Origin of the sequence: uncultured Pelagibacterium sp. (genome assembly GCF_963972885.1) — a bacterium.
Classification (GTDB): domain Bacteria; phylum Pseudomonadota; class Alphaproteobacteria; order Rhizobiales; family Devosiaceae; genus Pelagibacterium; species Pelagibacterium nitratireducens.
In genome coordinates this window covers 23,011-48,770 of record NZ_CAXAXY010000011.1, presented here as the reverse complement: position 1 = coordinate 48,770, position 25,760 = coordinate 23,011, and the positions used below count along the sequence as shown (strand labels likewise).

At 61.4% G+C, this 25,760-nt stretch carries 24 protein-coding genes; 16 read left to right on the top strand and 8 right to left on the bottom strand.

Features of this window, described 5'->3' with window-relative positions:
• From AACZ55_RS03750 to AACZ55_RS03720, 7 genes are all read right to left on the bottom strand, one after another.
• On the bottom strand, positions 1-991 hold a 991-nt coding region (locus AACZ55_RS03750), incomplete at its 3' end, for an ABC transporter ATP-binding protein (RefSeq protein ID WP_339643223.1).
• Between the two features lie 76 nt (positions 992-1,067).
• Positions 1,068-2,012, bottom strand: a complete 945-nt coding sequence (locus tag AACZ55_RS03745; RefSeq protein WP_339643220.1) for a succinylglutamate desuccinylase/aspartoacylase family protein — start codon at positions 2,010-2,012, stop codon at positions 1,068-1,070.
• A 24-nt stretch (positions 2,013-2,036) separates the two neighbouring features.
• Positions 2,037-2,882, bottom strand: coding sequence for an ABC transporter permease (locus tag AACZ55_RS03740; RefSeq protein WP_339643217.1), 846 nt, complete (start codon positions 2,880-2,882; stop codon positions 2,037-2,039).
• Positions 2,883-2,887: 5 nt separating this feature from the next.
• Positions 2,888-3,868, bottom strand: a complete 981-nt coding sequence (locus AACZ55_RS03735; RefSeq protein WP_339643213.1) for an ABC transporter permease — start codon at positions 3,866-3,868, stop codon at positions 2,888-2,890.
• Between the two features lie 51 nt (positions 3,869-3,919).
• A complete protein-coding gene (locus tag AACZ55_RS03730) occupies positions 3,920-5,095 on the bottom strand; it encodes a Xaa-Pro peptidase family protein (protein WP_339643210.1) in 1,176 nt (391 codons plus the stop codon).
• 59 nt (positions 5,096-5,154) lie between these two features.
• On the bottom strand, positions 5,155-6,693 hold the full coding sequence (locus AACZ55_RS03725; RefSeq protein ID WP_339643207.1) for an ABC transporter substrate-binding protein: 1,539 nt from the start codon (positions 6,691-6,693) through the stop codon (positions 5,155-5,157).
• 39 nt (positions 6,694-6,732) lie between these two features.
• Entirely contained in the window at positions 6,733-7,767 is a 1,035-nt protein-coding gene (locus AACZ55_RS03720; protein ID WP_338608157.1) for a winged helix-turn-helix domain-containing protein, read from the bottom strand.
• Between the two features lie 223 nt (positions 7,768-7,990).
• Here AACZ55_RS03720 and AACZ55_RS03715 point away from each other — a divergent pair, with 223 nt between their 5' ends.
• From AACZ55_RS03715 to AACZ55_RS03660, 12 genes are all read left to right on the top strand, one after another.
• Positions 7,991-8,962, top strand: a complete 972-nt coding sequence (locus AACZ55_RS03715) for an aldo/keto reductase (protein ID WP_338608156.1) — start codon at positions 7,991-7,993, stop codon at positions 8,960-8,962.
• Positions 8,963-9,032: 70 nt separating this feature from the next.
• Entirely contained in the window at positions 9,033-10,193 is a 1,161-nt protein-coding gene (locus tag AACZ55_RS03710) for a hypothetical protein (RefSeq protein WP_339643203.1), read from the top strand.
• A 90-nt stretch (positions 10,194-10,283) separates the two neighbouring features.
• Complete coding sequence (locus AACZ55_RS03705; RefSeq protein WP_339643200.1) at positions 10,284-11,333, top strand: HD domain-containing phosphohydrolase; 1,050 nt, start codon at positions 10,284-10,286, stop codon at positions 11,331-11,333.
• A 457-nt stretch (positions 11,334-11,790) separates the two neighbouring features.
• On the top strand, positions 11,791-12,246 hold the full coding sequence (locus AACZ55_RS03700; protein ID WP_339643197.1) for an STAS domain-containing protein: 456 nt from the start codon (positions 11,791-11,793) through the stop codon (positions 12,244-12,246).
• A gap of 2 nt (positions 12,247-12,248) precedes the next feature.
• On the top strand, positions 12,249-12,617 hold the full coding sequence (locus AACZ55_RS03695; protein WP_339643195.1) for a response regulator: 369 nt from the start codon (positions 12,249-12,251) through the stop codon (positions 12,615-12,617).
• Positions 12,614-14,656, top strand: a complete 2,043-nt coding sequence (locus AACZ55_RS03690; RefSeq protein ID WP_339643192.1) for a chemotaxis protein CheA — start codon at positions 12,614-12,616, stop codon at positions 14,654-14,656. The genes AACZ55_RS03695 and AACZ55_RS03690 overlap by 4 nt, the downstream gene beginning before the upstream one ends.
• Complete coding sequence (locus AACZ55_RS03685; protein WP_338608150.1) at positions 14,653-15,150, top strand: chemotaxis protein CheW; 498 nt, start codon at positions 14,653-14,655, stop codon at positions 15,148-15,150. The genes AACZ55_RS03690 and AACZ55_RS03685 overlap by 4 nt, the downstream gene beginning before the upstream one ends.
• Positions 15,147-17,240, top strand: coding sequence for a methyl-accepting chemotaxis protein (locus AACZ55_RS03680; protein WP_339643188.1), 2,094 nt, complete (start codon positions 15,147-15,149; stop codon positions 17,238-17,240). Before AACZ55_RS03685 ends, AACZ55_RS03680 begins: the two co-directional genes overlap by 4 nt.
• 12 nt (positions 17,241-17,252) lie before the next feature.
• A complete protein-coding gene (locus AACZ55_RS03675) occupies positions 17,253-17,717 on the top strand; it encodes a chemotaxis protein CheW (protein ID WP_339643185.1) in 465 nt (154 codons plus the stop codon).
• Positions 17,718-17,771: 54 nt separating this feature from the next.
• The gene (locus AACZ55_RS03670) at positions 17,772-18,653 is read left to right on the top strand and encodes a CheR family methyltransferase (RefSeq protein ID WP_339643182.1); all 882 of its coding nucleotides are present in this window, start codon (positions 17,772-17,774) and stop codon (positions 18,651-18,653) included.
• A 2-nt stretch (positions 18,654-18,655) separates the two neighbouring features.
• Positions 18,656-19,768 carry a chemotaxis response regulator protein-glutamate methylesterase gene (locus AACZ55_RS03665; RefSeq protein WP_339643179.1) on the top strand — a complete coding sequence of 371 codons (1,113 nt, stop codon included), beginning with the start codon at positions 18,656-18,658 and terminating at the stop codon, positions 19,766-19,768.
• A 5-nt stretch (positions 19,769-19,773) separates the two neighbouring features.
• On the top strand, positions 19,774-21,501 hold the full coding sequence (locus AACZ55_RS03660) for a hypothetical protein (RefSeq protein ID WP_339643177.1): 1,728 nt from the start codon (positions 19,774-19,776) through the stop codon (positions 21,499-21,501).
• Position 21,502: 1 nt separating this feature from the next.
• On the opposite strand, the gene AACZ55_RS03655 is transcribed toward AACZ55_RS03660, so the two are convergent.
• Positions 21,503-22,030, bottom strand: a complete 528-nt coding sequence (locus AACZ55_RS03655) for a MarR family winged helix-turn-helix transcriptional regulator (protein ID WP_339643175.1) — start codon at positions 22,028-22,030, stop codon at positions 21,503-21,505.
• Positions 22,031-22,293: 263 nt separating this feature from the next.
• On the opposite strand from AACZ55_RS03655, the gene ectA reads away from it, so the two are divergent.
• The 4 genes from ectA (at position 22,294) to thpD (ending at position 25,755) form a co-directional block, all read left to right on the top strand.
• Positions 22,294-22,854: a diaminobutyrate acetyltransferase gene (gene ectA / locus AACZ55_RS03650; protein WP_338608143.1), complete on the top strand. Its 561-nt coding sequence runs from the start codon at positions 22,294-22,296 to the stop codon at positions 22,852-22,854.
• 179 nt (positions 22,855-23,033) lie between these two features.
• On the top strand, positions 23,034-24,314 hold the full coding sequence (gene ectB / locus AACZ55_RS03645) for a diaminobutyrate--2-oxoglutarate transaminase (protein WP_339643171.1): 1,281 nt from the start codon (positions 23,034-23,036) through the stop codon (positions 24,312-24,314).
• Positions 24,315-24,387: 73 nt separating this feature from the next.
• Positions 24,388-24,789, top strand: coding sequence for an ectoine synthase (locus AACZ55_RS03640; protein ID WP_338608141.1), 402 nt, complete (start codon positions 24,388-24,390; stop codon positions 24,787-24,789).
• Between the two features lie 39 nt (positions 24,790-24,828).
• A complete protein-coding gene (gene thpD, locus AACZ55_RS03635) occupies positions 24,829-25,755 on the top strand; it encodes an ectoine hydroxylase (RefSeq protein ID WP_338608140.1) in 927 nt (308 codons plus the stop codon).
• Positions 25,756-25,760: the final 5 nt, after the last annotated feature.

The window sequence follows — 25,760 nt, the reverse complement described above, 5'->3', positions numbered from 1 at the left end:
CGTCATGCTCCCAGCAGGCGGCCATGTGGCCGGGGGATTTTTCGACAAGGGGCGGGCGCTCTTCAAGGCATCGTTTGGAGGCACCCGGACAGCGCGGCGCAAAGGCGCAGCCCTTGGGTAAATCCCAGAGCGGGGGTACGGTGCCGGGGATATCGGTCAGCCGGCCGCCTTCAGCCATGCCCGAGCGCGGAACCGCGCCCATCAAACCCTTGGTGTAGGGATGGATCGGGTTGTCGAACAGGTCATAGACACTGGCTTCCTCTACCCTGCGCCCCGCATACATCACGATCACCCGGTCGGCCACTTCCGCCACAACGCCGAGATCGTGGGTGATCAGGATCTGCGCAGTGCCCAGCCGGTGCTGCAGCTCGGAAATCAGCCCAAGGATCTGGGCCTGAATGGTGACGTCGAGCGCCGTGGTCGGTTCATCCGCGATGATGATTTTCGGCTCGCACGCCAGCGCCAGCGCAATCATCGCCCGTTGCCGCATGCCGCCTGAAAGCTCGTGCGGATATTGCCGCGCCCTGCGTTCGGGGTCGGGCATCTGGACGGTCTGCAACGCCTCGACGGCCCGCTTGAATGCCTGGCGGTGAGAAACCTTGCGGTGCTGGCGAACGGATTCGGCAATCTGTTCGCCTATGGTCAAAACCGGATTGAGCGCGGTCAGCGGTTCCTGGAAGATCATGGCGATCTCTTCGCCGCGGAAATCCTCGACCTTGTGCTGGTCGAAGGCCAGAAAATCCTCGCCGGCAATGGTGATCGATCCGCCCGCAACCCGCGCCGCTTCGGGCAGAAGGCGCATCAGCGCCAGCGCGGTCATCGATTTCCCGCATCCGCTTTCACCGACGATGCACAGCGTCTCTCCCGGCGCAACCGACAGGCTCATGTCCTGGACGACCGGAAACGATCCGTGATCGCCGCGGATTTCGATATCGAGATCGCTGACCGCGATGGCCGGCGTCTGATCGGGTGTATCGGCGAGTGCGCTCATCGCAATCATCCTCTTTTGAATAATGCCGCCCGGCCTCAGCTTGGCAACCGGCCGGGCGGGCTTTTGCGCAACCGGGTTAGCTGGTCGCGCCGTCCAGATTGCCCACGATGAACCCGTAATCGCCGCTTTCAACGACGTTGCGGGTCAGGTGCTGCATGATCATGATGCCGTTTTCGAACGGCGTCTGAATGTCTTCGAGCGTTTCGAACGTATAAGGGCTCACAACCCGCCCCAGCAGTTGTCCGCCCTTGATGATCTCGCCGTTGGCGGGGCATAGCGGTTCGAGAAAGCCGCCCTGGGTGGGCCGGACACCAGCCAGCTCGTTGCAGACGACCTGCTTTGGATTGGGCGCCACGTCGCCCGGGATCATGCCGCGCAGCCGCAACATGTTGAGCATGCCATTGACCGTGCGCTCGATATAGGGGGTCTGGTCGACGATGCCGCCGCCCAGTTCCACCACCACGCTGGGGATGTCGCGCTCCTCGATGGTCACGGCCTTGGAGGTGCCGGCAAACACGGTCCCCTGCTTATCGGGAACCGGGCGATAGAGCACGGTCGAACCGAAGGCGCGCGAAAGCCCTTCATCGTTCCAGATATAGACGTAATCCACCGTCGGGCGATCGGTGCCCGAATGCAGATCGATATGGATGTCGATTTTGCGCAGGAATTCATTGGAGAGCGCCAGGGCGAGCTGCTGGCTGTAAGTGCCATTGGCCGAACCCGGAAACTGGCGGTTGAGATCGACCTTGTCATGGGTCGCAAAGCGCTGGTTGACCGCAAAGGCCGAAGGATTGGCCACCGGCAGCAAAACGATACGGCCCGAGAGCGGGGTATCCTTCAAAATGCGGAACAGTTCGAGGATCGCCTGGGTGCCGGTATTCTCATTGCCGTGGATCGAGGCGGAAATGCCCACCGTCGGCCCGTCCGTTTCGCCCACAAGTTCATGCATCAGCAACACGGCGTCCGAGCCGTCGGCGAGCGTTGTGAACTTGTGGCGAATGGGGTTGATGGATTTGACCATTCTTGTGGTGTCCTTTTATCGCGTCTATTTGGACTTGCCGCCGCTGCGCGAAAGCTGACGGGGGTCGAGGATGTCCCTGAGGCCGTCGCCCAGGAGATTGAAGCCGAGCACGGTGATCATGATCGTCGCGCCCGAAATGATCGAAAGCCACGGCTCGTCACGGATGAACCGCGTGCCATAGGCAAGCGTCCAGCCCCAGGTCGGGGTCGGGGGCGGCAAGCCGAACCCCAGAAAGCTCAGGGCCGATTCCGAGATAATCGCCGTACCCAGCCCCAGCGAGGCCAGAACGATGATCGGGCCGAATGCATTGGGCAGCACCTCGCGGAACAGGATGCGGATCGGGCTGGCGCCGAGCGCCCGCGCCGCCTGCACGTAATTTTGTTCGCGCAGCACGAGCGTTGTGGCGCGCACCACGCGGGCGTATTCGGTCCAGGTGACGATGATGATGGCAAACGAGATGTTGGTGATGCCGGGCCCCATCACTGCAACGATGGCCAGCGCCAGAACCAGCGGTGGAAAGCCCAGAAAGATATCGGTGATCCGCATCAGGAGCTGGTCGACCCAGCCGCCGAAATAGCCCGAGACCAGGCCGACGATCGTGCCGACCACGGCAGCGCAGGCCACCGAGATGATGGCGATCGAGAGCGAGACGCGGGCGCCATAGACCAGACGCGACCACAGATCGCGCCCGAAATTGTCTGTGCCCAATACGTGGCCCGGTGTCGGCCAGGCAAAGCGGTTGATCATGTCCATCTGTTCCACCCCGTGCGTAGCGACGAAGGGCGCAAAGACGGCGCAGAAGATGATGGCGAGCGAAATCAGCGCGCCGACGACAAGGGACGTGTTTTTCAAAGCCTTTGGGATGCGCATGGGTCCTATCCGAGCCTGATGCGCGGATCGACCGCGGCGTAGAGAAGATCGACGATGAGATTGACCAGCGCAAAGATGATCGCGAAGGTCAGAACGATGCCCTGGATCAGCGGCAGGTCGCGCTGGGAGATCGCCGAGATGGTGAGCTGGCCAAGGCCCGGCCAGGCAAAGATGGATTCGGTCAGCACCGCGCCGCCCAGAAGGGCACCAAAGCGCAACCCGATGATCGAAAGCACCGGCAAAAGCGCGTTGCGCAGCGCGTGCCGGATAACGACGCGCGGGCGGCGCAGCCCTTTGGCATAAGCGGTACGCACGAAATCCTCACGCAGCACTTCGAGCATTGCGGCGCGCACCAGACGCGAGATGACCGCTGCCGAATTGGCCGCCAGGGCGATGGCGGGCAGGGCAAGATGGGAGAGCGAATCCCAGATGGGCCGGAAATTGCCGGTAAACATCGCCCCGATCGCTTCGGGCAACGGTACGCCGCGCCCGACCGCCGGCAGCCAGCCGAGCATGACCGCGAAGGCCAGCATGAGAAGCAGCCCCAACCAGTAGACCGGCATGGACACGCCCAGCTGGGCAAACAGCATGGTGGCCGTATCGACCCAGGAGCCCTGCCGGATCGCCGCGATCACCCCGAGCGTCAGCCCGATCACTGTGGCAAGAAGCAGCGAAACGATGGCCAGTTCGAGCGTTGCGCCCAAACGGGTTGCAATGATCGAGGCCACTGGGCGGTTCTGGAAGATCGAGGTTCCCATATCGCCCTGCAACAGCCCGGCGAAATAGTCCCAGAGCCTTATGTACCAGGGATCATTGAGCCCCAAGCTGTTGCGCAGATTCTCGATAGCCTCGGCCGAAGCTTCCTGCCCAAGCAGCACCGCTGCGGGATCGCCGGGAATGAGCAGCAGAAGTCCGAAAGTGATGACCACCATGCCAATTGCCATGGGAACCATCAGAAGGAGGCGGCGGGCAACATAGGCTAGCATGGCGTCCACCTGAAATGTGTGTGTGAGGAAAGGATCATTGTCTCAAAAGGTCTAGCCGATCACCACTTGGTCGATGGCGCGGGGATATTTTGTCATGCTGTCGGGGCCGCCAGCGGCGATCAGTACGGTGTCGGCGATGCGGTAGCCGGCAAAGCCGGGCACGAAGATCGCCGGCTCACTCGAGGTCACCATGCCGGGCTCGAGAATGGTGTCGTCACCGGCTTCTACCCAGGGTGGCTCGTGGAACATCACGCCCATGCCGTGTCCGACCCTGTGCACGAGATATTCGCTCATGCCGCTGTCGCGGATATAGGCGAGCGCCAGATTGTCGGCGGACGCGCAGGTGTGCCCGGCAATCAGCGCTGCCGTAGCCATGCGCTGGGCTTCGAAGGCCACTGCATAGTGACCTTCCTGCTCTTTGGTCGGCTCGCCGATGAACAGCGTCCGCTCGCTTTCGGCGGCCCGACCGCCCACCCGGCAACCGAGCGATAAAATGATGCTCTCGCCGCGCTTGACCGGATTGCCTGTCGGCATGCCGTGCGGAAAGGCCGAGCGGGCGCCCGAATAGACAAGTCCGCTGGCCAGTCCCTGCACGAGCATGAGATCTGCATGTTCCTCATGCATGATCCTCATGGCGTGGCGCGAAACAAAGGATTCGATTTCGATCTCGCTCGGCAGCGTATCCCCCGACGCCATGGCATCGGCAATCAGACTGACGCCGGCGGTGACCATCGCGTCGGAAATCCGCGCCGCTTCACGGTGCAAAATGATTTCCTCGGGATATTTGATGAGCCGCATCTGCCCGACCAGATTTGTCGGCTTGCACGTCCTTGCATTGGGAAAAGCCGCTTCGATCTGGCTCACCCGGGCCAGCGAAATCGCGTGGCTGTAGGCGACGGTGCCCTTCATGTCGGGAAAGGCGCGGCCCAGGACGTCAAAGGGTTTGTCGATGCCGGGAAATTCGAAATAGACGATCGGCTCTGCGGCGATGTCCTGATGCGCCGCATGGGCGCGCTCCAACTCGGGGATCAAAAGCCAGGCGCCGTCCTGGGTGATCGCAAAGACCACCGGGCGCTCGGTCGTGTAGTGGGAAAACCCGGTCGTATAGATGACGTCGTCATTGGAATCGAGCAGCAGCAGATCGATATCGGCAGCCGCCATGCGCTTGCGGATATCGGCGTGAACCTTGGCGTAGAAATCGGCGCCGAGCACCTGATGGAAAGTCATTCCGGGCTCCGTAGTCGGGAGGGATGACCGGCGCGGGGGCCCGCGCCGGTCCGATACAATCAGTCGGAGAGCCCGATCAGGCCGCGCAGCGTACCGCGCGGATTGGCTTCGACTTCGACCGGAAGGTCGTTGGCGTAGAACAGCTGATAGCCCTGGGCCGAGATGATGTAATAGGGCAGCTCTTCGGCAAGGATTTCGGCGGCACCCTGATAGGCGGCGGCGCGTTCAGCCTGATCGAGGCTGGAACGGCCCTCTTCGAGCAGAGCATCGACTTCGTCGTTGGAATAGCCGCCCCAGTTTGTCGAACCACCAGTGGTCAGCTGGGCGTAGAGCAGCCGGTCGGGATCGACCAGGTTCAACCAGCCGAGCAGGGCGATCTGGTGCTGGCCCTGCTGCACGTAATTGGTCGAGAACGACGGCCAGTCACTGATCTGGATTTCCGCATCCACGCCTGCAGACTGGAAAACCGCCTGCAGATATTCGACCGACTGCACCCGGTTGGGATCTTCGCTGTGGGTTGAGAGCACCACATGGAGCGGCTCACCGTCCTTGTCGAGGATGCCGTCGCCATTGGTATCGGTCCAGCCCAGTTCGGCGAACTTTTCAACCGCTGCCGCCGTATCGAAGACCGGCTGGGAGATCGCCTCGTCATAGGCCCAGGAGGTCGGCAGCAGCACCGAGTGCGCGACTTCGTCAACGCCCTGGTAGATCTGGTTCACGATGGTATCCTGATCAACCAGCATGGCGAAAGCCTGCCGCATTTCCGGATCCGACAGCAGCGGATCGGAGACGTTGAAGTTGAGATAGGTGACGCCAAGGCCCGCCATGATGGCATTGCCGAACCGGTCGTCACCGGCCAGCCGCTCAATATCCTGCGGCGAAAGCGGGGACTGGACGACGTCGAGATCGCCGGCCTCGAACGCCTGGGCGCGGGCCAAATTGTCGCCGATGATCTGGAGCGTGACGTTCTCGATTTCCGGAGCCGAGCCCCAATAGTTTTCGTTGGCTTCAAGCTCGATGCTGCTGCCGCTGTTCCAGGTCGCAAGCTTCATCGGACCGGCGCCGATGGGTTCGAGCCCGATATCGGTGCCACCTTCGACGGCGGCCTTGGAGACGATGCCCATGTCCAGATAGGACAGGAGCGGCGCATAGGGAGCCGAAAGGTTGAATTGAACGGTGCGCTCATCGACGGCCTCGATCGAGTCGATCGGGGTATAAAGCGCGCGCTGTGGCGCATTGAAATCGGGGTCGAGGATGGTTTCGTAGGTGAAAACCACATCCTCGGCGGTCAGCGGGCTGCCATCCGAAAAGGTAAGGTCGGGCCGCAGCGTGAAGACGATGGTTTGTGGATCGGGGCTTTCCCAGCTCTCTGCAAGCTCGGGCACGGCCTCGAGATTTGGCGCGATTTCCACAAGACCAGAATAGATCAGGTTTGCCGTGCGCGACGCTGTCGTGTCGCGCGTCAGCCGCGGGTCGAGCGTGCCGGCATCCACATCGGTGCCGATGACGATGGTGTCGGTTTCCTGCGCGACAAGCGCGGTGGCCGGAGCCAGTGTGACGGCGATAGCCGCTGTGGTGGAAAGGAGAAATGCCTTCATGATTGTTCCCTTTGTTAAATCAGCCGTGATGGATGGAACTCAGTTTCCCATGGGTCTTGCTGCCACCTTCTGGGATGGATGACTTGCGCTTAGTCCTCGCGCCTTCTGCCGTCTTAAGTCGGCGAGATGCGGCGCAAGGACATTCTCGACGGCACCCGGATCGGGCGCGTGCCGGTATTCGAAACAGGGGATGCCATCGGGCACGTGCTCTGCGACGTGATCGGCGCCAGAGGCAAAGATCACGGCGGTGCACTGGGCCAGCGTTTCTTCAAGGTCGGACGCAGAGGACCAGGTCACCTTGATGTCGGAGACATGGGGTGCGAACTCGCGCACGCTTGGGCGCATGATGGCGATGTATTCCTTGAAGTGGGTAATCGCGGCGACCTTGGTGCGCGGGTCGAGCCGCGCCAGGTTCTGCCGCGTCTGCTCGGATGGAATGAACCGCAGCCCCAGGATGTTGTCGCTGTCGACATGGGAGCGCACCTCGGCCTCGCGATTGACGAAGGTCAGCACCAGATCGGCCTTGCGGCACGCTTCGCGCAACGTGTCAGAGCCCGAAAGACTGTCGAGCGTTATCAGGCGCACCTTGTCTTCGGGGGCAAGGGCGGGGCGGATCTGTTCGACATAATCGCGGCCCGGGCCCTCGAATATGCATACAAAGACGATGCTCAGCCCGTCGCCGCCTCGGGGAAACTGTGACTGCGCGTTGATCATCGAGATCAGCGACAACGTTGAAATGCCCAGATTGTCGGCCTTCTCGATCAGCGCGCCGATATCGGAGCGCAAGGCATCGAGCGGGTTGGAGCCGGACAGCCCTATCTTTGGGTCCTGAATGGCAAAGGCGCCCAGCCCATGGCGCATTTCCACAAGGCCTTCATCGCGGAGCTGCTTGTAAACCTGGGCAACGGTCATCGGCGCGATGCCGATATCGGCAGCGAGCGTGCGCACCGAAGGCAGCTTTGCACCATCGGGAATGTCGCCGAAGCTGAGCATGTAGGCCAGCAGGCCATGCAATTGCGTTCCCACCGGAACGGGGAGCGACTTGTCGATGCTGGACGCGTCTAGCGTGAACATTTAGGTGTGCTATCCATTCAGTACACCCTCAACGGTTGCACGGTAATTTTTTCAGCGCAAGAGGGTGTGAGAAATTTTTGTACACAAATTGCATACGCCATTTATTTGTGCATTTATGCCGGAAGCGCTAGGCAAAGATGGGGCCGATGGTGGTCATCCCACTGACACACAGGGCCCCATGCTGCCGCAGCTTTCTGATTTATCGCGATGAAAGGGTGTACTAGTGGATTATATCAACCTCGGAAAAACCGGCCTGAAAGTGTCGCGCCTCGTTCTGGGCTGCATGACGTTCGGCTCGTCGAACTGGGCGCCCTGGGTGCTCGGCGCCGAGGCCTCGCGCCCCATCATCGACAAGGCTCTCGATCTGGGCATCAATTTCTTCGATCTGGCCGATGTCTATTCGCTGGGCGAGAGCGAGACCGTGGTGGCCGAGGCGCTCAAATCGGTGCCGCGCCACAAATTGGTGCTGGGCACCAAGCTCTATAACGCCATGAGCAATGACCCCAACGACCGCGGCCTGTCGCGCAAGCATGTGTTCGAGGCGGTCGATGCCAGTCTCAAGCGCCTGGGCACCGATTACATCGACCTCTACCAGCTCCATCGCTTCGACTATGATACCCCGCTCGAGGAGACCCTCGATGCACTCAACGACGTCGTGCGCGCCGGCAAGGTGCGCTATCTCGGCGCGTCCTCGATGCATGCCTGGCAGTTCATGAAGGCCATTGGCATCCAGCGCGCCAATGGCTGGGCGCCGTTCGTGTCCATGCAGAACCACTACAATCTGATGTATCGCGAGGAAGAGCGCGAAATGCTGCCGCTTTGCCGCTCCGAAGGGATCGGCGTGATCCCCTGGAGCCCCTTGGCCCGTGGTCGCCTGGCCGGACGCGGCGGGGAGGCAACGACCCGCTCCCAGACCGACAAGACCGCCAACGCGCTCTATGATGCAACGCTCGAACAGGATGAAGCGGTGATTGCCGCGGTGCGCACCGTCGCCGAGCGCCATGGACGTCCGATGGCCCAGATCGCCTATGCCTGGGTCGCCTCGCGTCCCGGCATTACGGCGCCCATCGTGGGCATTTCCAAGCTGCACCAGTTTGACGATGCCCTCGCCGCGCTCGAAGTTCAATTGTCCGACGAGGACGTGGCGCTCATGGAAGCGCCCTATCGGCCCAAGCCTGTGGCCGGCCATATTTAGAGCGCTTTCAGCAAAAGTGAGAACCTGTTTTGCGGTTCGAAAGAGCGAGACAGGGAATGAGGAGTTGAAGATGAAACCGGGACAAGACCTGGCTGAAATCACCGCCGGGATCGACCGGCTCTATAGGGACCAGCAGCAGGGGGAAGGCTTTCTCGACGCCGAGGGCCTGATCCCGGTCGCCGTTGCCCCCGTTGAGCCGCGCAGTTTTGGCGACTACGCCGAGGCGCGCGACGCTCTGGCAAAGCTCTCGGAAACGCTCGATAGCGCCGTCGACACCCAGTTGCGCCGTGACTATCTCGCCGAGATGATCGATTCCCTTGACGTCCTCATGGACACGTTCGAGGGCAAGCCTGTCGGTTTTGCCGAGCGGCTCAGGCGACAGATCCGGGTCGACATCACGCTGGTTGGTGACGATATCCTCGATGCCTACCGCGCAACGATCCGCAACGGGCTCGACGAGTTGGGCTATCGCGACGGCGATCTGGCGGCCGACATCGCCCGCTGGGAGACCGAAACCATAGTGCCGCGCGACACGGTCATCGTCGTGCTTGAGGATTTTCTCAGGCAGTCGCGCCAGCGCGCCGCGGCGATGTATGATTTTTCCCACGAGTGGATCGAGCCGGTGGGCGTCACCCAAAAGCCCTTTGCCGCCTATTGCGACTACCCGGGGCGTCAGGTTCTGCTCAACCTCGATTTCCCGTATACGGTCTATGCCCTCAAGCATCTGGCGACCCATGAGGCGTTCCCGGGGCATCTTGTGCATCTGGGGCTGCGCGAGCGCTATGTCGCGGACGGTTCCATGCCGCTCGACGGCGCGCAGGTGGTCACCAGTTCGGCCTCGAGCGCATTGTTTGAAGGTATTGCCGACAACGGCATGGCCTTTCTCGACTGGCTCGATACCCCCGGCGACCAGATCGCTGTCGCGCTGCAGCGCCTCCGCAGCGCCTTGCGCTGCAATGCGGCATGGATGATGCACGAGGAGAAAAAATCGATCGAAGAAATCGTGCCGACCATCGCTGCCCAGGGCTATCAGGCCCCCGAAACGGTCAGCGGGCGGCTGGCCTTCCTCCATCACGATCTCAGGGCACCCTTCGTTTATGCCTATTGGTGCGGGGATATGGCCGTGGAAAAGGTCTGGAAGGAGGTGCCCGCCTCCGAGCGCAAACGGTTCTGGCACTATCTTTACGGCACCATGCACACCCCAACGACGCTGGCGAGATACTGGCAATAGAGATCTGCCGCACCAATCGATCTGCCAATTAAGCTTGTCCTAAGAGTTGCCCCCTCATAGTCGCTGCGTCAGTGGCTGTGGGGGCAGTGCATGCGTTTGCTTATTGTTGACGATAGCCGATCGAGCCTTGCGCTTATCGGAGCGATAATCGGCGAAGTGGTGCCCGGCGAGATCGAGCTGTGTCTCAATCCGCGTGAGGCGGTCCAGCTCTGCCGCGAACGCCAGTACGATCTGGTGATCGTCGATCACATAATGCCCGAGATGGACGGCGTCGAGTTCACCGCGGCCTTGCGCGCCCGGCCTGCTTACAGTCTGGTTCCCATCGTCATGGTGACGTCCGATGCCGACAGGACGGTCCGCATCGAGGCGATCAAGGCCGGCGCGTCCGATTTTCTGCAAAAGCCGTTCGATCCCACCGAATTGCAGGCCCGCGTTGCCAATCTTCTGGCCCTGCGCAAGGCACAGGTCCAACTTGCCGACCGGGCCCAATGGCTGGCCCGTGAAGTCGAGCGCGCCACTGCCCATCTTCTGGCCCGCGAGGAAGAAATCATCTATCGGCTGGCCCGCGCCATCGAATATCGCGACGGCGATACGGGCGGTCACGTCTCCCGGGTCGCCCAGATCAGCGAACTCATCGCTGAGGGCATTGGGCTGCCCGAGCACAGATGCCGCATGATCTACCTGGCCGCACCCCTGCACGACATCGGCAAGATCGGCATCGCCGATGCCATTCTGAGCAAACCCGGCAAGCTGACGCCTGCCGAATTCGCCACGATGCAGGAGCACGTGACAATTGGCGCGCGCATTCTCGAGCGCGGCAGCTCCGATCTGATCAAGACTGCCGAGTTGATTGCCCAGAGCCATCACGAGCGCTGGGACGGCACCGGTTATCCCGACAAGCTCTCTGGCACCGATATTCCTGTCGAGGCCCGCATCGTTGCCATCGCCGATGTCTTTGATGCCCTGTGTTCCGAACGCCCCTATAAGGCTGCCTGGACGGTCGAAGCCGCCTATGCCGAAATTATCCGCTGCAGCGGCAGCCATTTCGATCCCGGTTGCGTTGCCGCCTTCCGCGCCAAATGGTCCGAGATCAATGCGCTCATCGGCGGCACCGAGTTGCCCGAGGCCGCAGGCTTTTAGGCCCGCTCCCTAACGCGCCGGCCGCCGCCAGCCCGTTGATGTTTCCAATCCAAAATTTTTTTCAGGCCGGGATGATCCGCGTCCGCGCGGATCATGGCAGTTGGGCATGCCGGCGCGTCAGTCGCCTGGCGGTTGCTTTAGACCTGCAGGCAATGCGGTTCTGTCCACAAAGCATTGAGCCGGCTGCCAGGTCTATGTCCGGCGCGAGAATCAAGAGCACGATAAAGTATTTCGCATGTGTTGCTCCCGAGTCGATTCGGAATCGAAATCCGAACGACTCTGAGATTGTGTGGATAGATTCCGCGAAGACTCCAGAGAAGTAAAGTAATACTCTCGTTTAATTTAATTTTTATGTTTGAATTGTCAAACGAAGTACTCAGATGAACTGTAAAATTGTAACTGTTGTTTAATAATTGAATGCAAGTGTATTTCCATATTCCGGGGGAATACACGGTTGATGGTGGTGCTGCGTTGGAGCGGTGCGGCTGTCGGCAAGAATGGTTTGCGCCTTCTGCTCCCGGCCATCGCAACGGCAGGAGAGACAGAATGTCATCCAGACCCCTACGCCTATCGGGTACCGCCCATGCCCGATAAAGACTGCTATACGCTCGTTCTGGGCGCCGATGCAGGCATCAAATCCGCACAGAACGTCGCGACCAGCCTGGCCCGGGCCCTTTCCGAACACGACCACATCGCCCTCGATACCCAAACGCTGTCCGGGGCTGACATCACCACAGTTCAAACGCTATTGGCCGCGCGGGCAAAAGCCGAGCAGACGGGCAAGACGCTCGAGATGCTCGCGCCCATCGGCGCACCGTTGAGTGCCGTACTTGTGTCCGCCGGATTTCTCGGTTCCGGCCAGGAGCACGCCGGGTTCTGGACCGGGGTCACAAAACAGCAGGCGGGGCACTGACCATGAGCAAGACAATCCTGACAATCGACGATTCCGCATCCATCCGCCAGATGGTGTCCATGACCCTGACGGCGGCGGGCTTTGAGGTCATTGAGGCCGCCGACGGTGCCGAAGGCTACGACAAGGCCATCGCCCAGCCGGTTCACGCGGTGCTCACCGATCTCAACATGCCGGTCCTCAACGGCATCGAGTTCGTGCGCAAATATCGCACCCCCCCCGCAAGCAAGGGGATACCGATCATTCTTTTGACCACCGAGTCCGATGACGAGCTCAAGCGCCAGGCCAAGGAGGCCGGGGCTACCGGGTGGATCGTCAAGCCTTTCAAACAGGATCAGCTTCTGGCTATCATCAAGAAGGTGGTAGGCGCATGAACATGTCCGATCCCACAGATACCTTTCGCCAGGAAGCCCGCGAGCTTCTCGAACAACTCGAAGCCGGCCTGCTCGATCTCGAACAGGATCCCGCAAATTCCGATCTCATCAATTTCGCGTTCAGGGCTCTGCACACGATCAAGGGGTCCGGAGCCATGTTCGGCTTCACGCATGTCGCCGAATTCGTGCATGAATTCGAGACGGCCTTCGACCGGGTCCGCAAGGGACAGAGCGCGGCCAACAAGGCGCTCATCGAAGTCGCGCTCGACGCCAAGGATCATATCCACCGCCTGATCGAAGACCCCGAAGCCGAAGTGGCCGGTGGCGACGAAATCCTCGCCGCGCTGCGCCTCATTGTAGATGGTGGCGCCCCCGTGCAGGAAAGCGACAAGCTGGTCGAAGCGCCGCTTGCCGACAGTACGCCCTCGGCCGAAGCGGCCAAATGGTGGCGGCTGGTCTTCTATCTTCCCTCAGACTGTCTTGCCTTTGGCACCAATCCGATCCTCTTGCTCGAAGAACTCGCCGAACTCGGGCCCAATCGGGTCCTCGCGCTGACCGATCGCATCCCCGATCTCGAGATTCTCGATCCCGAAGTGCCCCATATCGGCTGGCAGGTCGATATCGAGGTCGCCGATCCCGCCGCGGCAATCGAGGACATCTTCATGTTCCTGCGCGACAGCATGGAACTGAGCCTGTCGGAGCTCGAGGAGGCTCCGGCGCAGCCTGAGACACCAGCCGCCCCGGATACCGCTTCGGCCCCGGTCGTGGCCGAAACGCCCGCCGTCTCCAACCCGGCACCGACCCCTGCCCCTAAACGGGGGAAGCCCGCCGAAAAGACCGAGCCCGACCGCAGTGCCGCCACCTCGCTGCGTGTGCCCGCCGAACGGCTCGATGAACTCATGGATCGCGTCGGCGAACTGGTCATCGCACAGGCCCGGCTGACCCAGATCGCTGCGACAAGTTCGGACACGGCGCTCAAAACCATTGCCGAGGAACTCGAACGGCTCTCCTCGGGACTGCGCGACACCTCCATGGGCATCCGTATGGTGCCCATCGGGTCGCTGTTCGGTCGGTTCCGGCGCCTTGTGCACGACCTTTCGGGTGAGTTGGGCAAGCCCATCGAATTCGTGACCGCCGGCGAGGACACAGAACTCGACAAGACAATGATCGAGCGGCTGGCCGACCCGCTGGTTCATCTGATCCGCAACGCCATGGATCACGGTCTGGAAAGCGCCGAGGCCCGTGCGGCGTCGGGCAAGCCCGCCAAGGGCACCGTGCGGCTTTCGGCCGTTTATTCGGGTGCCGAAGTCGCCATTTCGGTGTCCGACGACGGGGCCGGGCTCGATCCCGCGCGCATTCGCGCCAAGGCCGAGGAAAACGGGCTGATAACCCCAGAGACCAAACTCACCGAGCAGGAACTCTATCACCTGATCTTTGCGCCGGGCTTTTCGACGGCCAAGGAGGTGACGTCGCTCTCGGGCCGTGGCGTGGGCATGGATGTGGTCAAGCGCACGATCGACGGGCTGCGCGGAACCATCGATCTCACGACGGTCCCCGGCCAGGGCACAACGGCGACACTGCGCCTGCCCTTAACGCTTGCCATCATCGACGGCATGCTCGTGCGGGTCGGCAATGGCCGCTACACAATTCCCCTGGCCGCCGTCGAGGAATGTGTGGAACTGCCCGAAGGCATCGAGGCACACGCAAAGGGGCGCAATTTCCTCGATATCCGAGGCTCTCTCGTGCCCTATCTGCGGTTGCGCGAGGTGTTCGGCACCTCTGCTCCACCCGAACCGTTCCAGAAAGTCGTCATCGTCGCCTCGGGCGAGGGCCGTGTCGGGCTGGTGGTCGATCAGATCATCGGCAACAACCAGACGGTCATCAAACAGCTCTCAAAGCTGCACTCGTCCATCAAATCCTTTTCGGGTGCGACCATTCTCGGTGACGGCATGGTGGCATTGATCCTCGACACCGCCCATCTGGTCGCTTCCGGCCAGCCCCAGGGCGAGAGCTACAGCCTGAGCGGGAGAGCCGCATGAGCGCGCCAGCCATTTCAATGAACGCCCTGACCATCCGCCTCGATGACGAGCTGTTTGCCGTCGAAGCAAGTCAGGTGCGTGAAATTCTCGACCTCGTGCCGATCACTGAAGTGCCCAACGCACCCGCCTTTGTCGGTGGGCTGATCAATGTGCGCGGACGCGTCGTACCGCTGGCCGACCTGCGTGTCATGTTCGGCATGGAACGGCCCGAGCCCGACGAGGAAACCCGAATCGTCGTCATGGAAGTCAATATCGGCGGTGAACCCACCATTGCCGGCATCCTTGCCGACAAAGTCCACGATGTCACCGACATCGAAGCCGCCTCGATTGAAGAGGCACCCAAGGTCGGCATGCGTTGGAAGCCCGAGTTCGTCAAGGGCATCGGCAAGCGCAATGGCGGCTTCATCATCATTCCCGACATGGAAAAAATATTCGAAACGCCGGGCGATAGAACTTCGCCCGCTGCAGCATCAGAAGAAAGGTCTGCATTGTGAGACTGACTATCAAGACAAAACTGGCGGCGGTCTTCGGCGTCGTCGTCGCCCTTTCGGCAGGAAGCATGTTCATTGCCCTGCAGAATTTGGGGCAGCTCAACACCGAGCTCGAAACCATTGTCAATGTCCGGTCGGCCAATCTGGTCACCTCGGCGGAAATGCAGACCAGCCTTGAAAGCCTTGGCTCGCGCATCCGCGCCCAGATACTGACCACCGACCCCGTGGTAAAGGACGATTATGTCGCCTCGATCCGCAGCGACTACGATGAACTGGTCGATGGACTTGCCACCCTCGATGCCAATGCAAGAGACCCCTTCATCCGTGAGCAGCTGCCGGCATTCGGCACAAAGCTCGAAGAGCTGTGGGCCTCGGTCAACCGGGCGACCGAGTTGACGCTCAAGAATTCCGATGCGGCCGCGCTCGCCGTCAGCCGCAGTGATGGCAGCGGTACGCTTGGCGTGTTCGAGGAGACCATGGCGGCGCTACGGACCTCGTTGCAGCGCAAGGTTGACGCTGGCGATCTTTCGGCTTTCCCCGCCTATCGGGCCGCCACTGAAATGTTCCTGACCGGTACCGACATGTTCCGCCAGCAGCGCAACGTGCTTCTGGCCGCATCGCAGGACCGTGAGCTCCAGGAAACATGGCATGCCGATTATTTGACCGGCGTGCAAGCCAATGCCGGACGAATCCCGGACATGCAGCGCACGATGCCGATGTCGGACATGGCGTTGTTCAACGCCGCCCGCGACGCCTATGAGGATATGGTAGCCGCCATGAACAGCGCCGTTGCCATCAGCGTTGAGAATGGCGATTTTTTTGCCATGGAAGAGCTTGAAGTCGCCAGCGTTCTGCGCCGGGAGGCCGATGCCATCCTGCAGGCCATGATCGATCGCAATCAGGACATCATGGTTCAGGCCGATGCCGAGGCCCAGGCACTCTACGAGAATTCGATGATGCTGCTGATCGGGCTGCTTGTCGGTTCCGCTCTTATCGCGCTTCTGGCTGCCATCTGGATCGTCGTTTCGATCTCGCGGGCTCTCTCCAGCGCCGTGCGTCTGGCCGATGAAGTGGCTGCCGGCAATCTCAACGCCAGTGCCGACAACAAGTCCGATGACGAAGTGGGCGATCTGATCAAGGCGCTCAACGCCATGACCGCCAAGCTGCGTGAAGTGGTTGCCGAGGTGACCTCCGCAACCCGCAACGTTGCCGCCGGTTCTCAGGAAATGTCGGCAACCGCCGAACAGCTGAGCCAGGGCGCCACCGAACAGGCCTCTTCGACCGAGGAAGCCTCCGCGTCCATGGAAGAAATGGCCGCAACCATCAAGCAGTCGGCCGACAACGCCTCCCAGACCGAAAAGATCGCCCGCCAGTCCGCGGCCGATGCCATCGCCTCGGGTGAAGCTGTCGACAATGCGGTCAGCGCCATGCAGACCATTGCCGAAAAGATCATGGTGGTCCAGGAAATCGCCCGCCAGACCGATCTGCTCGCCCTTAACGCAGCCGTGGAAGCGGCCCGTGCAGGCGAACACGGCCGCGGCTTTGCGGTCGTGGCGTCCGAAGTGCGCAAGCTCGCCGAACGCAGCCAGGCGGCCTCGGCCGAAATTTCGACCCTCTCGGGCGATACCGTCAAGGCGGCCCAGTCGGCCGGCGAAATGCTCTCCAAGCTGGTCCCCGACATTCAGCGTACAGCCGAACTCGTCGAGGAAATCTCGGCCGGCAGCCGCGAACAGAATGCCGGTGCAGCCCAGATCAATACGGCCATCCAGCAGCTCGACAAGGTCACCCAGCAAAACACCTCGGCTGCCGAAGAGATGTCGGCGACGTCCGAGGAACTGGCCAGCCAGGCCGAACAGCTCCAGGCTGCCATCGGGTATTTCCGTATCGATGGAAAAGCCATGCCCGCGCCGGCCAATACGGTCGCCGCACCCTCGGCCAGGCCCGATCTCAAGCGCGAGATTCTGGCAAAGGCACCCCATATGAAAAAGACGCCCGCCAAGGGCTCGTCTTCTTCGGGTGGCGGGTTCGATCTCGATCTGGACGAAGGCCAGGACGATCTGGATTCCCAATTCACCCGCCGCGGCGCGGCCTGATCGGGACCTGTCATGGCTGAGCAAATTCAGTATGTAACGCTCGGTGTCGCGGAGGAAATCTTCGCGGCCCCGGTGGCCACGGTCCAGGAAATCCTGGACATGCTGCCCATCGCCCGCCTGCCGCGCGCGCCCGAAAACCTGCTCGGCATGATCGATGTGCGCGACAAGGGCGTGCCGGTGCTCGACCTGCGCCTGACCCTTGGCATGGCGCCGGCCGCCGATACCGAAAACACCCGTATCGTGGTTCTCACCATCAACGGGCCCGACGGCCCGGTGACCCTGGGCCTGCGAACCGACAAGGTGTTCGAGGTGACGGTGTTGGACTCCGACACGCTCGATCCGGCACCCGCCGTCAGTTCCGGCTGGAGCGGGCACTGCATTGCCGGCATCGGCCGCCGCAATGGAAGCTTTGTTACCGTGCTCGATCTCGACGGTCTGTTCGGTGACATCGTCAAGCAGCCGATCCTCGCAGCGTGACAAAATTTTCGGTTGGCCGGGCACCCCGGCCAGCCGCCCGCCATGGAGTTTGAATTGTCCGCCCTAGCCCGCATTTCCAACGATATCGATGAAGACGACCGCCTCAGCGAAGCCGATTTTCAGCGCATCTCTGCGCTGATCGGCCGTGAGGTCGGCATCAAGCTCCCGCCCACCAAACGCCTGATGGTGGAAGGGCGACTGCGCCGCAGAATGCGGGTTCTGGGTATGACCAGCTTTTCGGCCTATGGCGCCCATCTTTTCAGGCAGGGCGGGCTCGAAGCCGAACTGCCCTATCTCATCAACGCCGTCACCACCAACAAGACCGATTTCTTCCGCGAGCCCGAACATTTCGATCTCATGGAAAAGCTCATGGTCCCCAAGCTGCTCGAAGCTCGACGCAACGAGCGCATGCCGCTCCTCAAGGTGTGGAGCGCCGCCAGTTCGACGGGGGCCGAGCCCTATACCGCCGCCATGGTGCTGGCCGATATTGCCGCCCAGCGCCGCGATTTCCGCTTTGTGCTGCTGGGCACCGACATTTCCACCGACGTTCTCGATCAGGGCCGAAGGGCGGTCTATCCGGCCGAACAGATCGCGCCGGTGCCGCCGGCCAAGCAGAGCCGCTATCTGATGTTCGCCCGGCGGACCGGGCCGCGCCCCGAAGTGCGCATCGTGCCCGAATTGCGGCGTCTGGTCCGGTTCCAGCGCCTCAACTTGATGGATGGGACCTATCCCTTCGATCGTGACGTCGACATCATCTTGCTGCGCAACGTCCTGATCTACTTTGAAAAGTCCGATCAGGAAGCGGTTATCAACCGTCTGGTGGGCCATTTGCGGCCCGGCGGATATCTGCTGCTCGGTCATTCGGAATCGATGATCGGCACCTCGGTTACCATGCGTCAGGTGGCGCCCGCCGTGTTCCAGAAGGCGGGGGCGTAGCCATGAGCGAGAAAATCCGCGTGCTGATTATCGATGACAGCGCCTCGGTGCGCTTAACGCTCAGCGATATCATTTCCGCCGATCCCGACCTTGAGGTCATGGCCACGGCCTCAGACCCTTATGTCGCCGCCGAGCGCATCCGCCAGGAAGTGCCCGACGTGATTTTCCTCGACATCGAATTGCCGCGCATGGACGGGTTGACCTTCCTGCGCAAGATCATGTCCCAGCGGCCCATCCCCGTGGTCATCTGCTCGAGTCTGGCCGAAGCCGGGTCGGACACCTTCATGCAGGCGCTCGAGGCCGGCGCCGTCGATGTGGTGGCCAAGCCCCGCGTCGATACGGCCCAGTTCCTCAATGAATCGCGCATGCGCATCTGCGATGCGGCCAAGGGCGCCGCCCACGCCAAGATGCGGGGAATGAAAAAGCAGGCGCCGGCCCTCGCGGTCGAATCCAAGCTCACCGCCGATGCCATATTGCCCGCCATTTCCGAAACCCGCCGCAAGAGCCTGATCGAGCGCATTCCGGTGACCGAACCGATCGTCGTCATCGGGGCATCGACCGGGGGCACCGAAGCGCTGCGCGAAATTCTCGAGGCCCTGCCGGCGAACTGCCCGCCCATCCTGATCGTTCAGCACATGCCGGAAAAATTCACCGGCGCCTTCGCTCGACGCCTCGATGCCGGTTGTGCGGTTTCGGTCAGGGAAGCCCAGGATGGCGAGCTCGTGCGGCCCGGTCAGGTGCTGATGGCACCGGGCAATTACCACATGATGCTGGTGCGCAACGGCCCGCGCTACACTGTCAAGATTACCGACGGCCCTCACATATCGCGCCACCGTCCATCGGTCGACGTGCTGTTCCGCTCCACCGCCCAGACTGCCGGCCGCAACGCACTGGGCATCATCCTGACCGGCATGGGCGATGATGGCGCGCGCGGTCTTCTGGAAATGCGCGAAATGGGTAGCCCCACCATCGCCCAGGACGAGGAAACCTCGGTGGTGTTCGGCATGCCCAAGGAAGCCATCCAGCGCGGCGCCGCGGGGCGGATCCTTCCGCTCGGAAAAATCGGCGATGAAATCGTGGCGTTCGGCCACAAGGCCAAACGGCCCGGAGAATGAATTTTATGACCATGTCCGCTACACCTCCCGCCATAAATCAGCTTGCCGCCGATCTGGCCGGGCACCGGGAACAGATCGAAACCGCCTTCGTGTCGGTCGGCGGATGCCTTTCGGAGGGCGCTTCGCTCCTCAACAAGCTCATAAAGCTCTTCGATGCGCTGCCCGATGCCCTAAAGGGTGCCGAGGTCGAACAGGCGACGGGCCACCTCCAGGCGGTCGCCAGCCGCGCGGCCACCCTCTCGGACGCCTTCGGGCAGGAAAGGATCGATCTCGAACGTCTGTTCGAAGTGGTTCGCTCCGCCCATCTCCCGATTTCCGATCTGCACAGAACCATCAAGATGATGGGCATCGTTTCGATAAATGCGCGCGTGACCGCCGCCAGCATCGCCCAGGACAGCGACGATTTCGATGTGTTCACCACCGATATCGCGACGCTTTCGGAATCCGCCACCCGCACGCTCAAGGAATTTTCGCAGGTCTATCGCCAGCTCGTCGTTGAAGTCGATGCCGCAGTCAGTCAGCGCAATCGCTTCGAGGGCGCCCATGCCCATACGCTTTCCGATCTGGCGACACGGCTGGCCGCCACATTGCGCGCCCTGGAAAGCCAGCGCGCCTCGGCGGTCGATGGCAGTGCCGAAACCAGCCGGCTCTCGCGTCAGATTGTCGGGCAGATCGGCAGCGCGGTGATGGCTCTGCAGGTCGGCGATGCCACTCGCCAGCGGCTCGAACACATCGAGGCCGGTCTCGGTCATCTGGCCGGCGTGCTGTCGGGTGAACCGGCATTCGATATCGAGTTAAAGCCCGAAGATCAAAGTCAGGCCCTTGGGGTAATCGCTTCGCTCGAACAGGCGCAACTGGCCGAGACGGCGCATGATTTCGGCGTCGAGGTAAGCGATGCCGAACGCTCCCTTGCCGCACTTGCCGCCGATGCCGAAACGATCATGGCGCGCAGTCGCGGGCAATATGGCTCGGACGCCGGCAAATCGTCATCCATCGCCAGCCTGAGCGACCAGTTGCGGGCCGCCGTATCCCTTCTGCGCAATTTCGAAGCCGAACGGGCCAAGCTCGAGGCGGTGGCCGCAACGGTCCAGCGCACGGTGCGCGTATTGCTCGGCCATGTCGAAGCCGTTCAGGATGTCGAGGCCAATATGCGCCTTGTCAGCCTCAACGCCGCGGTGCGCTGCGCCCAGCTCGGCCCGCGCGGGGCCTCGCTCACCGTCATTGCCACCCAATTGCGTGAGCTGACCAGCGAGACTGTTTTGGCCGCCGAGAGCGCCGTCGAATGGCTCAGCCAGTCCGCGGCGCTGGCCGATGCCTTCGGCGCCACCGCTTCGGCTGACGGCGCGGGGCAGGGCAAGGGGCTCGAAGAGGGCGCGACCAAGGCACTGGAGTTGCTCTCCGGGCTCGATCAGAAACTGGCCAACGCCCTGTCGAGCCTCGATACCGATGGCACCAAGGTCATTGCACTGCTTCAGATGGCGGCAAACGGGCTGGACGGCCTCGGCGCGCTGTCCGAAGCCATGGACGATATCAGAATGCAGATCGCCGGCCTGGCGCCTGGCGAGGTGCCTTCAGAGCACACCGCCGAGTTGGCCGGACTCATCGCCGGGTTGCGCCGGCTCTATACAATGGAGGCCGAACGCGCCGTTCATGACGCCCTTTTCGGGCCGCCTGAAACGACCGCCGCCGCCCCGGACGCCGACGACACGTTCGACGATTTCATGGCGCTCTAGTTCAGGCGCCGGACTCGGCGCGTGGGGCCAGCACGGGATCGGATGCCAGCACGGCTGCCGCGGTGTCGTCCTCGGCATCGAGCATCGAGGCCACCCGTTCGAGTGCCGCGATCAGCATGAGCTGTTCCCACTCCTCAAGACTGGAAAACGCGTCGTGAAACTGGGCGTGTGCGCCGTCGGGCGCGATCTCCAGCACCTTGCGCCCCTTGTCTGTAAGGCTCAGCCAGACCTGCCGCCGATCGGTCTGACCCTTGCGGCGCGCGACCATGTTGAGCGCTTCGAGCTTCTGGATCAGCGCCGTGGTGGTCGCCTGAGTAATCCCCATGCGCGCCGCAACCGAACCCGCTGTGTGTTCGAGCCCGTCATCGAGCAATTGCATGAAAATCAGCTGGGACGGGGTCAGCCCCGTTTCGCGCATCAGCGCCTTTGAATTGAGCTCGGTCTTGCGCAGGATTTTGCGCAGCGCCGAAAGCGCGGTCTTTGTCGGGGCTTGCACGGCGCGGCCTGGCTCCAAGACGAGTGTGTTCATGGTCTTTACCTCTGCTTGCCGGCTCTCCCAAGCCCCAACCGGTGGTGTTTTGACAAAATCATTTAGATAACACTAATGAATTTGGCAAGCGATGCCGGCTTTCCCCAGGGGATGTCCAGCGTTGCGTAATTATCATTTGAATACGTAAAGTCATGAAAAACAACAGATAATCTAAATACAGCCCGATTTGGAACGATTTCCGAGGGTTGACATTTAGTTTGTATAAGCTAACTAACTGCGCGAAAGCAAATTGGAGGCATCCCATGAAACTCGCAGCAGTCAGCGATACGGACCTCAGCGCCGACCCGCGCTCGACCATCAAGATTCGCGCTCCCAGGCGCGAAGATGGTGCCGGTGTATGGCAGCTCATTTCCGACACAACCTCGCTTGACGACAATTCGATGTATTGCAACCTGCTCCAGTGCAGCCATTTCGCGTCCACTTGCGCGCTGGCTGAAATGGACGGTGAAATCGTTGGCTGGGTTTCGGGCTATATCCCGCCCGAACACCCCGACACCTATTTCGTCTGGCAGGTCTGCGTGGCCGAAAAGGCTCGCGGCAAGGGCATGGCCAAGCGTCTCATCAATGCCGTGCTCGCCCGCAAGGTCTGCGCCAATGTCACTCAGGTGCAGTCGACCATCACCAAGGACAACAAGCCCTCATGGGCTCTGTTCGGGTCGATCGCCGAGACGCTGGACGCCGATCTAGTTCGTCAGCCGCACTTCAAGCGCGACGATCATTTTGCCGGCCTGCACGACACCGAATTTCTTGTCACCATCGGCCCGTTCGAACGCGCGGCACTGCCCGTTCGTTCTGCCGCCTAAGAGAGATAAGGAGCGCTGCCGCCACTGACTGCGGACCGGCAGCGCCATCAGATCTCATGCAGGCAAGAATTCCCCTCATTCCAAATTCCGCCGTCCCGCTCGAAGCGTCCCCGGCAAAAGTGGAAGACACTTTTGACGATCGGGAGCGCGATACGAGAAAAACAAGGAGACAAGGCACAATGACCACGACACACGAAACATTCGATCGCGTCGAGAGCCAGGTTCGCTCGTACTCGCGCAGCTTCCCCAAACTCTTTGGCAAGGCCAAGGGTTCGATCATCTACGGCGAAGACGGCCGTGAGTATATCGACTTTCTCGCCGGCTGTTCCTCGCTGAACTACGGTCACAACGACCCGGACATGCAGGCCGCCCTGGTCGATTACGTCACCTCCGACGGCATCACCCATGGGCTGGACATGTTCACAAAGGCCAAGGAAGAGTTTCTTGTGGCCTACGAGGACATCATCCTCAAGCCGCGCGGCATGGACTACAAGCTCATGTTCACCGGACCGACCGGCGCCAATGCCGTCGAGGCTGCCATCAAGCTGGCCCGCAAGGTGACCGGCCGCACCAATGTGATCGCCTTTACCAACGGCTTTCACGGCATGACCCTTGGCGCGCTGGCCGCGACGGGCAATGCCGGTAAGCGCGGCGGTGCCGGGATCGACCTCAACGGCGTCCATCGCGCCCCCTTCGAGGGCTATTTCGGTCCCGACATCGATACCGCCGACATGCTCGAGCAGATGCTCGATGATCCCTCGGGTGGCATTGATGCCCCTGCCGCGATCCTGGTCGAACCCGTACAGGGTGAGGGTGGTCTCAACGCCGCGTCGGGCGAATGGCTCAAAAAGATCGAGACCATCGCCAAGAAACATGGCGCGCTGTTCATTCTCGATGACATCCAGGCCGGGTGCGGACGCACGGGCACGTTCTTTTCGTTCGAAGAGTTCGGCCTTGACCCCGATATCATCACCCAGGCCAAATCGCTTTCGGGCATGGGCCTGCCCTTCGCTCTGACGCTTTTGAAGCCCGAACACGACATCTGGAAGCCCGCCGAACACAACGGCACCTTCCGGGGCAACAATCATGCCTTCGTCACGGCCCGCGTGGCGCTGGAAAAATTCTGGCGCGACGATGCCTTTGCCAATTCGGTCAAGGCCAAGGGCGAGCATTTGAAGACCCGCCTCGGCGCCATTGCCAAACGGTACGGGCTGACCCTGCGCGGCCGCGGCATGATGATGGGCATCAACACCGAAAACGGTGATGTTGCGTCCGACATCTGCGCCAAGTGCTTTGACAAGGGCCTCATCATCGAGACCTCGGGTGGCCGTGACGAAGTGGTCAAGGTGCTCTGCCCGCTCGTCATCGATATCGCGCAGCTCGACAAGGGCCTCGACATTATCGAGGACGCTTTCGAAGCCGTGCTCGACAAGGATGTTTCGCGCGCCGCGGCCGAATAGTCGGCAGCGCAGCGGACGGGAGCGCTCCCAGGTTTTGGAGCGCGACTGGGAAGAAAGAAAAAGGAAATACAAAATGATCGTTCGTGATCTCGAAGACGCCCGCCAGGGCGACCGGCTCGTCAATTCCAATGGTTGGGATTCCACTCGCCTGCTGCTTGCTGGCGACGGTATGGGATTTTCGTTCCACATCACCCGCATTCACGCCGGCACCAGCCACGAGTTCCACTACAAGCACCATTTCGAGAGCGTTTATTGCGTCTCGGGCGATGGTGAGATCGAGGATCTCGAGACCGGTACGGTTTACCAGATCAAGCCCGGCGTGATGTATGCGCTCGACAAGAACGACAAGCACCGCCTGACCGCCCGCGAGGAAATGGTCATGGCATGCTGCTTCAACCCTCCGGTGACCGGCACCGAAGTCCATCGTGAGGATGGTTCATATGCTCCGGCCGCCGAGTTGGCAAAAAGCGCGTAAGGCGCCCCCACAAACCCGAACCAAGGAGTAGAGGAAGCAATGACACTCTCTGCAGTTCACACCCGATCGGATGCCTATCCAACACGACTTGCCGAGGAAGCTTGGCTCGAGCGCAAAGACCCTGTGTTTTGGGGCAACTGGACGCCGCAGGCGCCGTTGACCCGCGCCCAGACCGAAGACTTCGACAAGAACGGCTTCCTCGTCCTCAACAATGTTTTCTCACCCGCCGAGGTGGCAAAGCTTCAGGCCGAATCGCGCCGTCTGCGCTCGGGTGAAGCTGGCCTCAACTCCGATAATGTGGTGACCGAACCTGAATCGGATGCGGTGCGCACCATTTTCCGGCTTGAGGACGAAAGCGCCCTGTTCAACCGGGTGGCCCGCGACGAGCGGATTGCCGGCAAGATCCGTTTCCTGCTCGATGACGATCTCTATCTTCATCAGAGCAGGCTCAACTACAAGCCTGGCTTTACCGGCAAGGAATTCTACTGGCACTCGGATTTCGAGACCTGGCACGCCGAGGATGGCATGCCGCGCATGCGGGCCATCTCCGCTTCGATCCTTTTGACCGACAATGACGCGCTCAACGGGCCGCTGATGCTCATGCCCGGATCGCACAAGCATTACGTGTCCTGCGCGGGCGAAACCCCGGACGACAACCACAAATCCTCGCTCAAGAAGCAGGATGTGGGTGTCCCCAGCCACAAGGCGCTGTCCGATCTCGCCGAAAAGTTCGGCATCGAATACGCCTCGGGCAAGGCTGGAACGGTGATCCTGTTCGAATGCAATACTATTCACGGCTCGAACGGCAACATTACCCCGTTCCCGCGCTCGAATGCGTTCTTTGTCTACAACGCCTGGTCCAACAGGGTCGAAGAACCGTTCGCGGCCAATAAACCACGTCCCGATTTTCTTTCGAACCGCGACCCCAGGGGTCCGTTCGAAATCGTCTCGGGCAAACTCGAATAGGCCCT

Bases quoted from the DNA above. Each gene is read 5' to 3' on its own strand.
- AACZ55_RS03745 (WP_339643220.1), bottom strand. From the start codon at position 2,012: ATGGTCAAATCCATCAACCCCATTCGCCACAAGTTCACAACGCTCGCC.
- AACZ55_RS03740 (WP_339643217.1), bottom strand. From the start codon at position 2,882: ATGCGCATCCCAAAGGCTTTGAAAAACACGTCCCTTGTCGTCGGCGCG.
- AACZ55_RS03735 (WP_339643213.1), bottom strand. From the start codon at position 3,868: ATGCTAGCCTATGTTGCCCGCCGCCTCCTTCTGATGGTTCCCATGGCA.
- AACZ55_RS03730 (WP_339643210.1), bottom strand. From the start codon at position 5,095: ATGACTTTCCATCAGGTGCTCGGCGCCGATTTCTACGCCAAGGTTCAC.
- AACZ55_RS03725 (WP_339643207.1), bottom strand. From the start codon at position 6,693: ATGAAGGCATTTCTCCTTTCCACCACAGCGGCTATCGCCGTCACACTG.
- AACZ55_RS03720 (WP_338608157.1), bottom strand. From the start codon at position 7,767: ATGTTCACGCTAGACGCGTCCAGCATCGACAAGTCGCTCCCCGTTCCG.
- AACZ55_RS03710 (WP_339643203.1), top strand. From the start codon at position 9,033: ATGAAACCGGGACAAGACCTGGCTGAAATCACCGCCGGGATCGACCGG.
- AACZ55_RS03705 (WP_339643200.1), top strand. From the start codon at position 10,284: ATGCGTTTGCTTATTGTTGACGATAGCCGATCGAGCCTTGCGCTTATC.
- AACZ55_RS03700 (WP_339643197.1), top strand. From the start codon at position 11,791: ATGGTGGTGCTGCGTTGGAGCGGTGCGGCTGTCGGCAAGAATGGTTTG.
- AACZ55_RS03695 (WP_339643195.1), top strand. From the start codon at position 12,249: ATGAGCAAGACAATCCTGACAATCGACGATTCCGCATCCATCCGCCAG.
- AACZ55_RS03690 (WP_339643192.1), top strand. From the start codon at position 12,614: ATGAACATGTCCGATCCCACAGATACCTTTCGCCAGGAAGCCCGCGAG.
- AACZ55_RS03685 (WP_338608150.1), top strand. From the start codon at position 14,653: ATGAGCGCGCCAGCCATTTCAATGAACGCCCTGACCATCCGCCTCGAT.
- AACZ55_RS03675 (WP_339643185.1), top strand. From the start codon at position 17,253: ATGGCTGAGCAAATTCAGTATGTAACGCTCGGTGTCGCGGAGGAAATC.
- AACZ55_RS03665 (WP_339643179.1), top strand. From the start codon at position 18,656: ATGAGCGAGAAAATCCGCGTGCTGATTATCGATGACAGCGCCTCGGTG.
- AACZ55_RS03660 (WP_339643177.1), top strand. From the start codon at position 19,774: ATGACCATGTCCGCTACACCTCCCGCCATAAATCAGCTTGCCGCCGAT.
- AACZ55_RS03655 (WP_339643175.1), bottom strand. From the start codon at position 22,030: ATGAACACACTCGTCTTGGAGCCAGGCCGCGCCGTGCAAGCCCCGACA.
- ectA (WP_338608143.1), top strand. From the start codon at position 22,294: ATGAAACTCGCAGCAGTCAGCGATACGGACCTCAGCGCCGACCCGCGC.
- ectB (WP_339643171.1), top strand. From the start codon at position 23,034: ATGACCACGACACACGAAACATTCGATCGCGTCGAGAGCCAGGTTCGC.
- AACZ55_RS03640 (WP_338608141.1), top strand. From the start codon at position 24,388: ATGATCGTTCGTGATCTCGAAGACGCCCGCCAGGGCGACCGGCTCGTC.
- thpD (WP_338608140.1), top strand. From the start codon at position 24,829: ATGACACTCTCTGCAGTTCACACCCGATCGGATGCCTATCCAACACGA.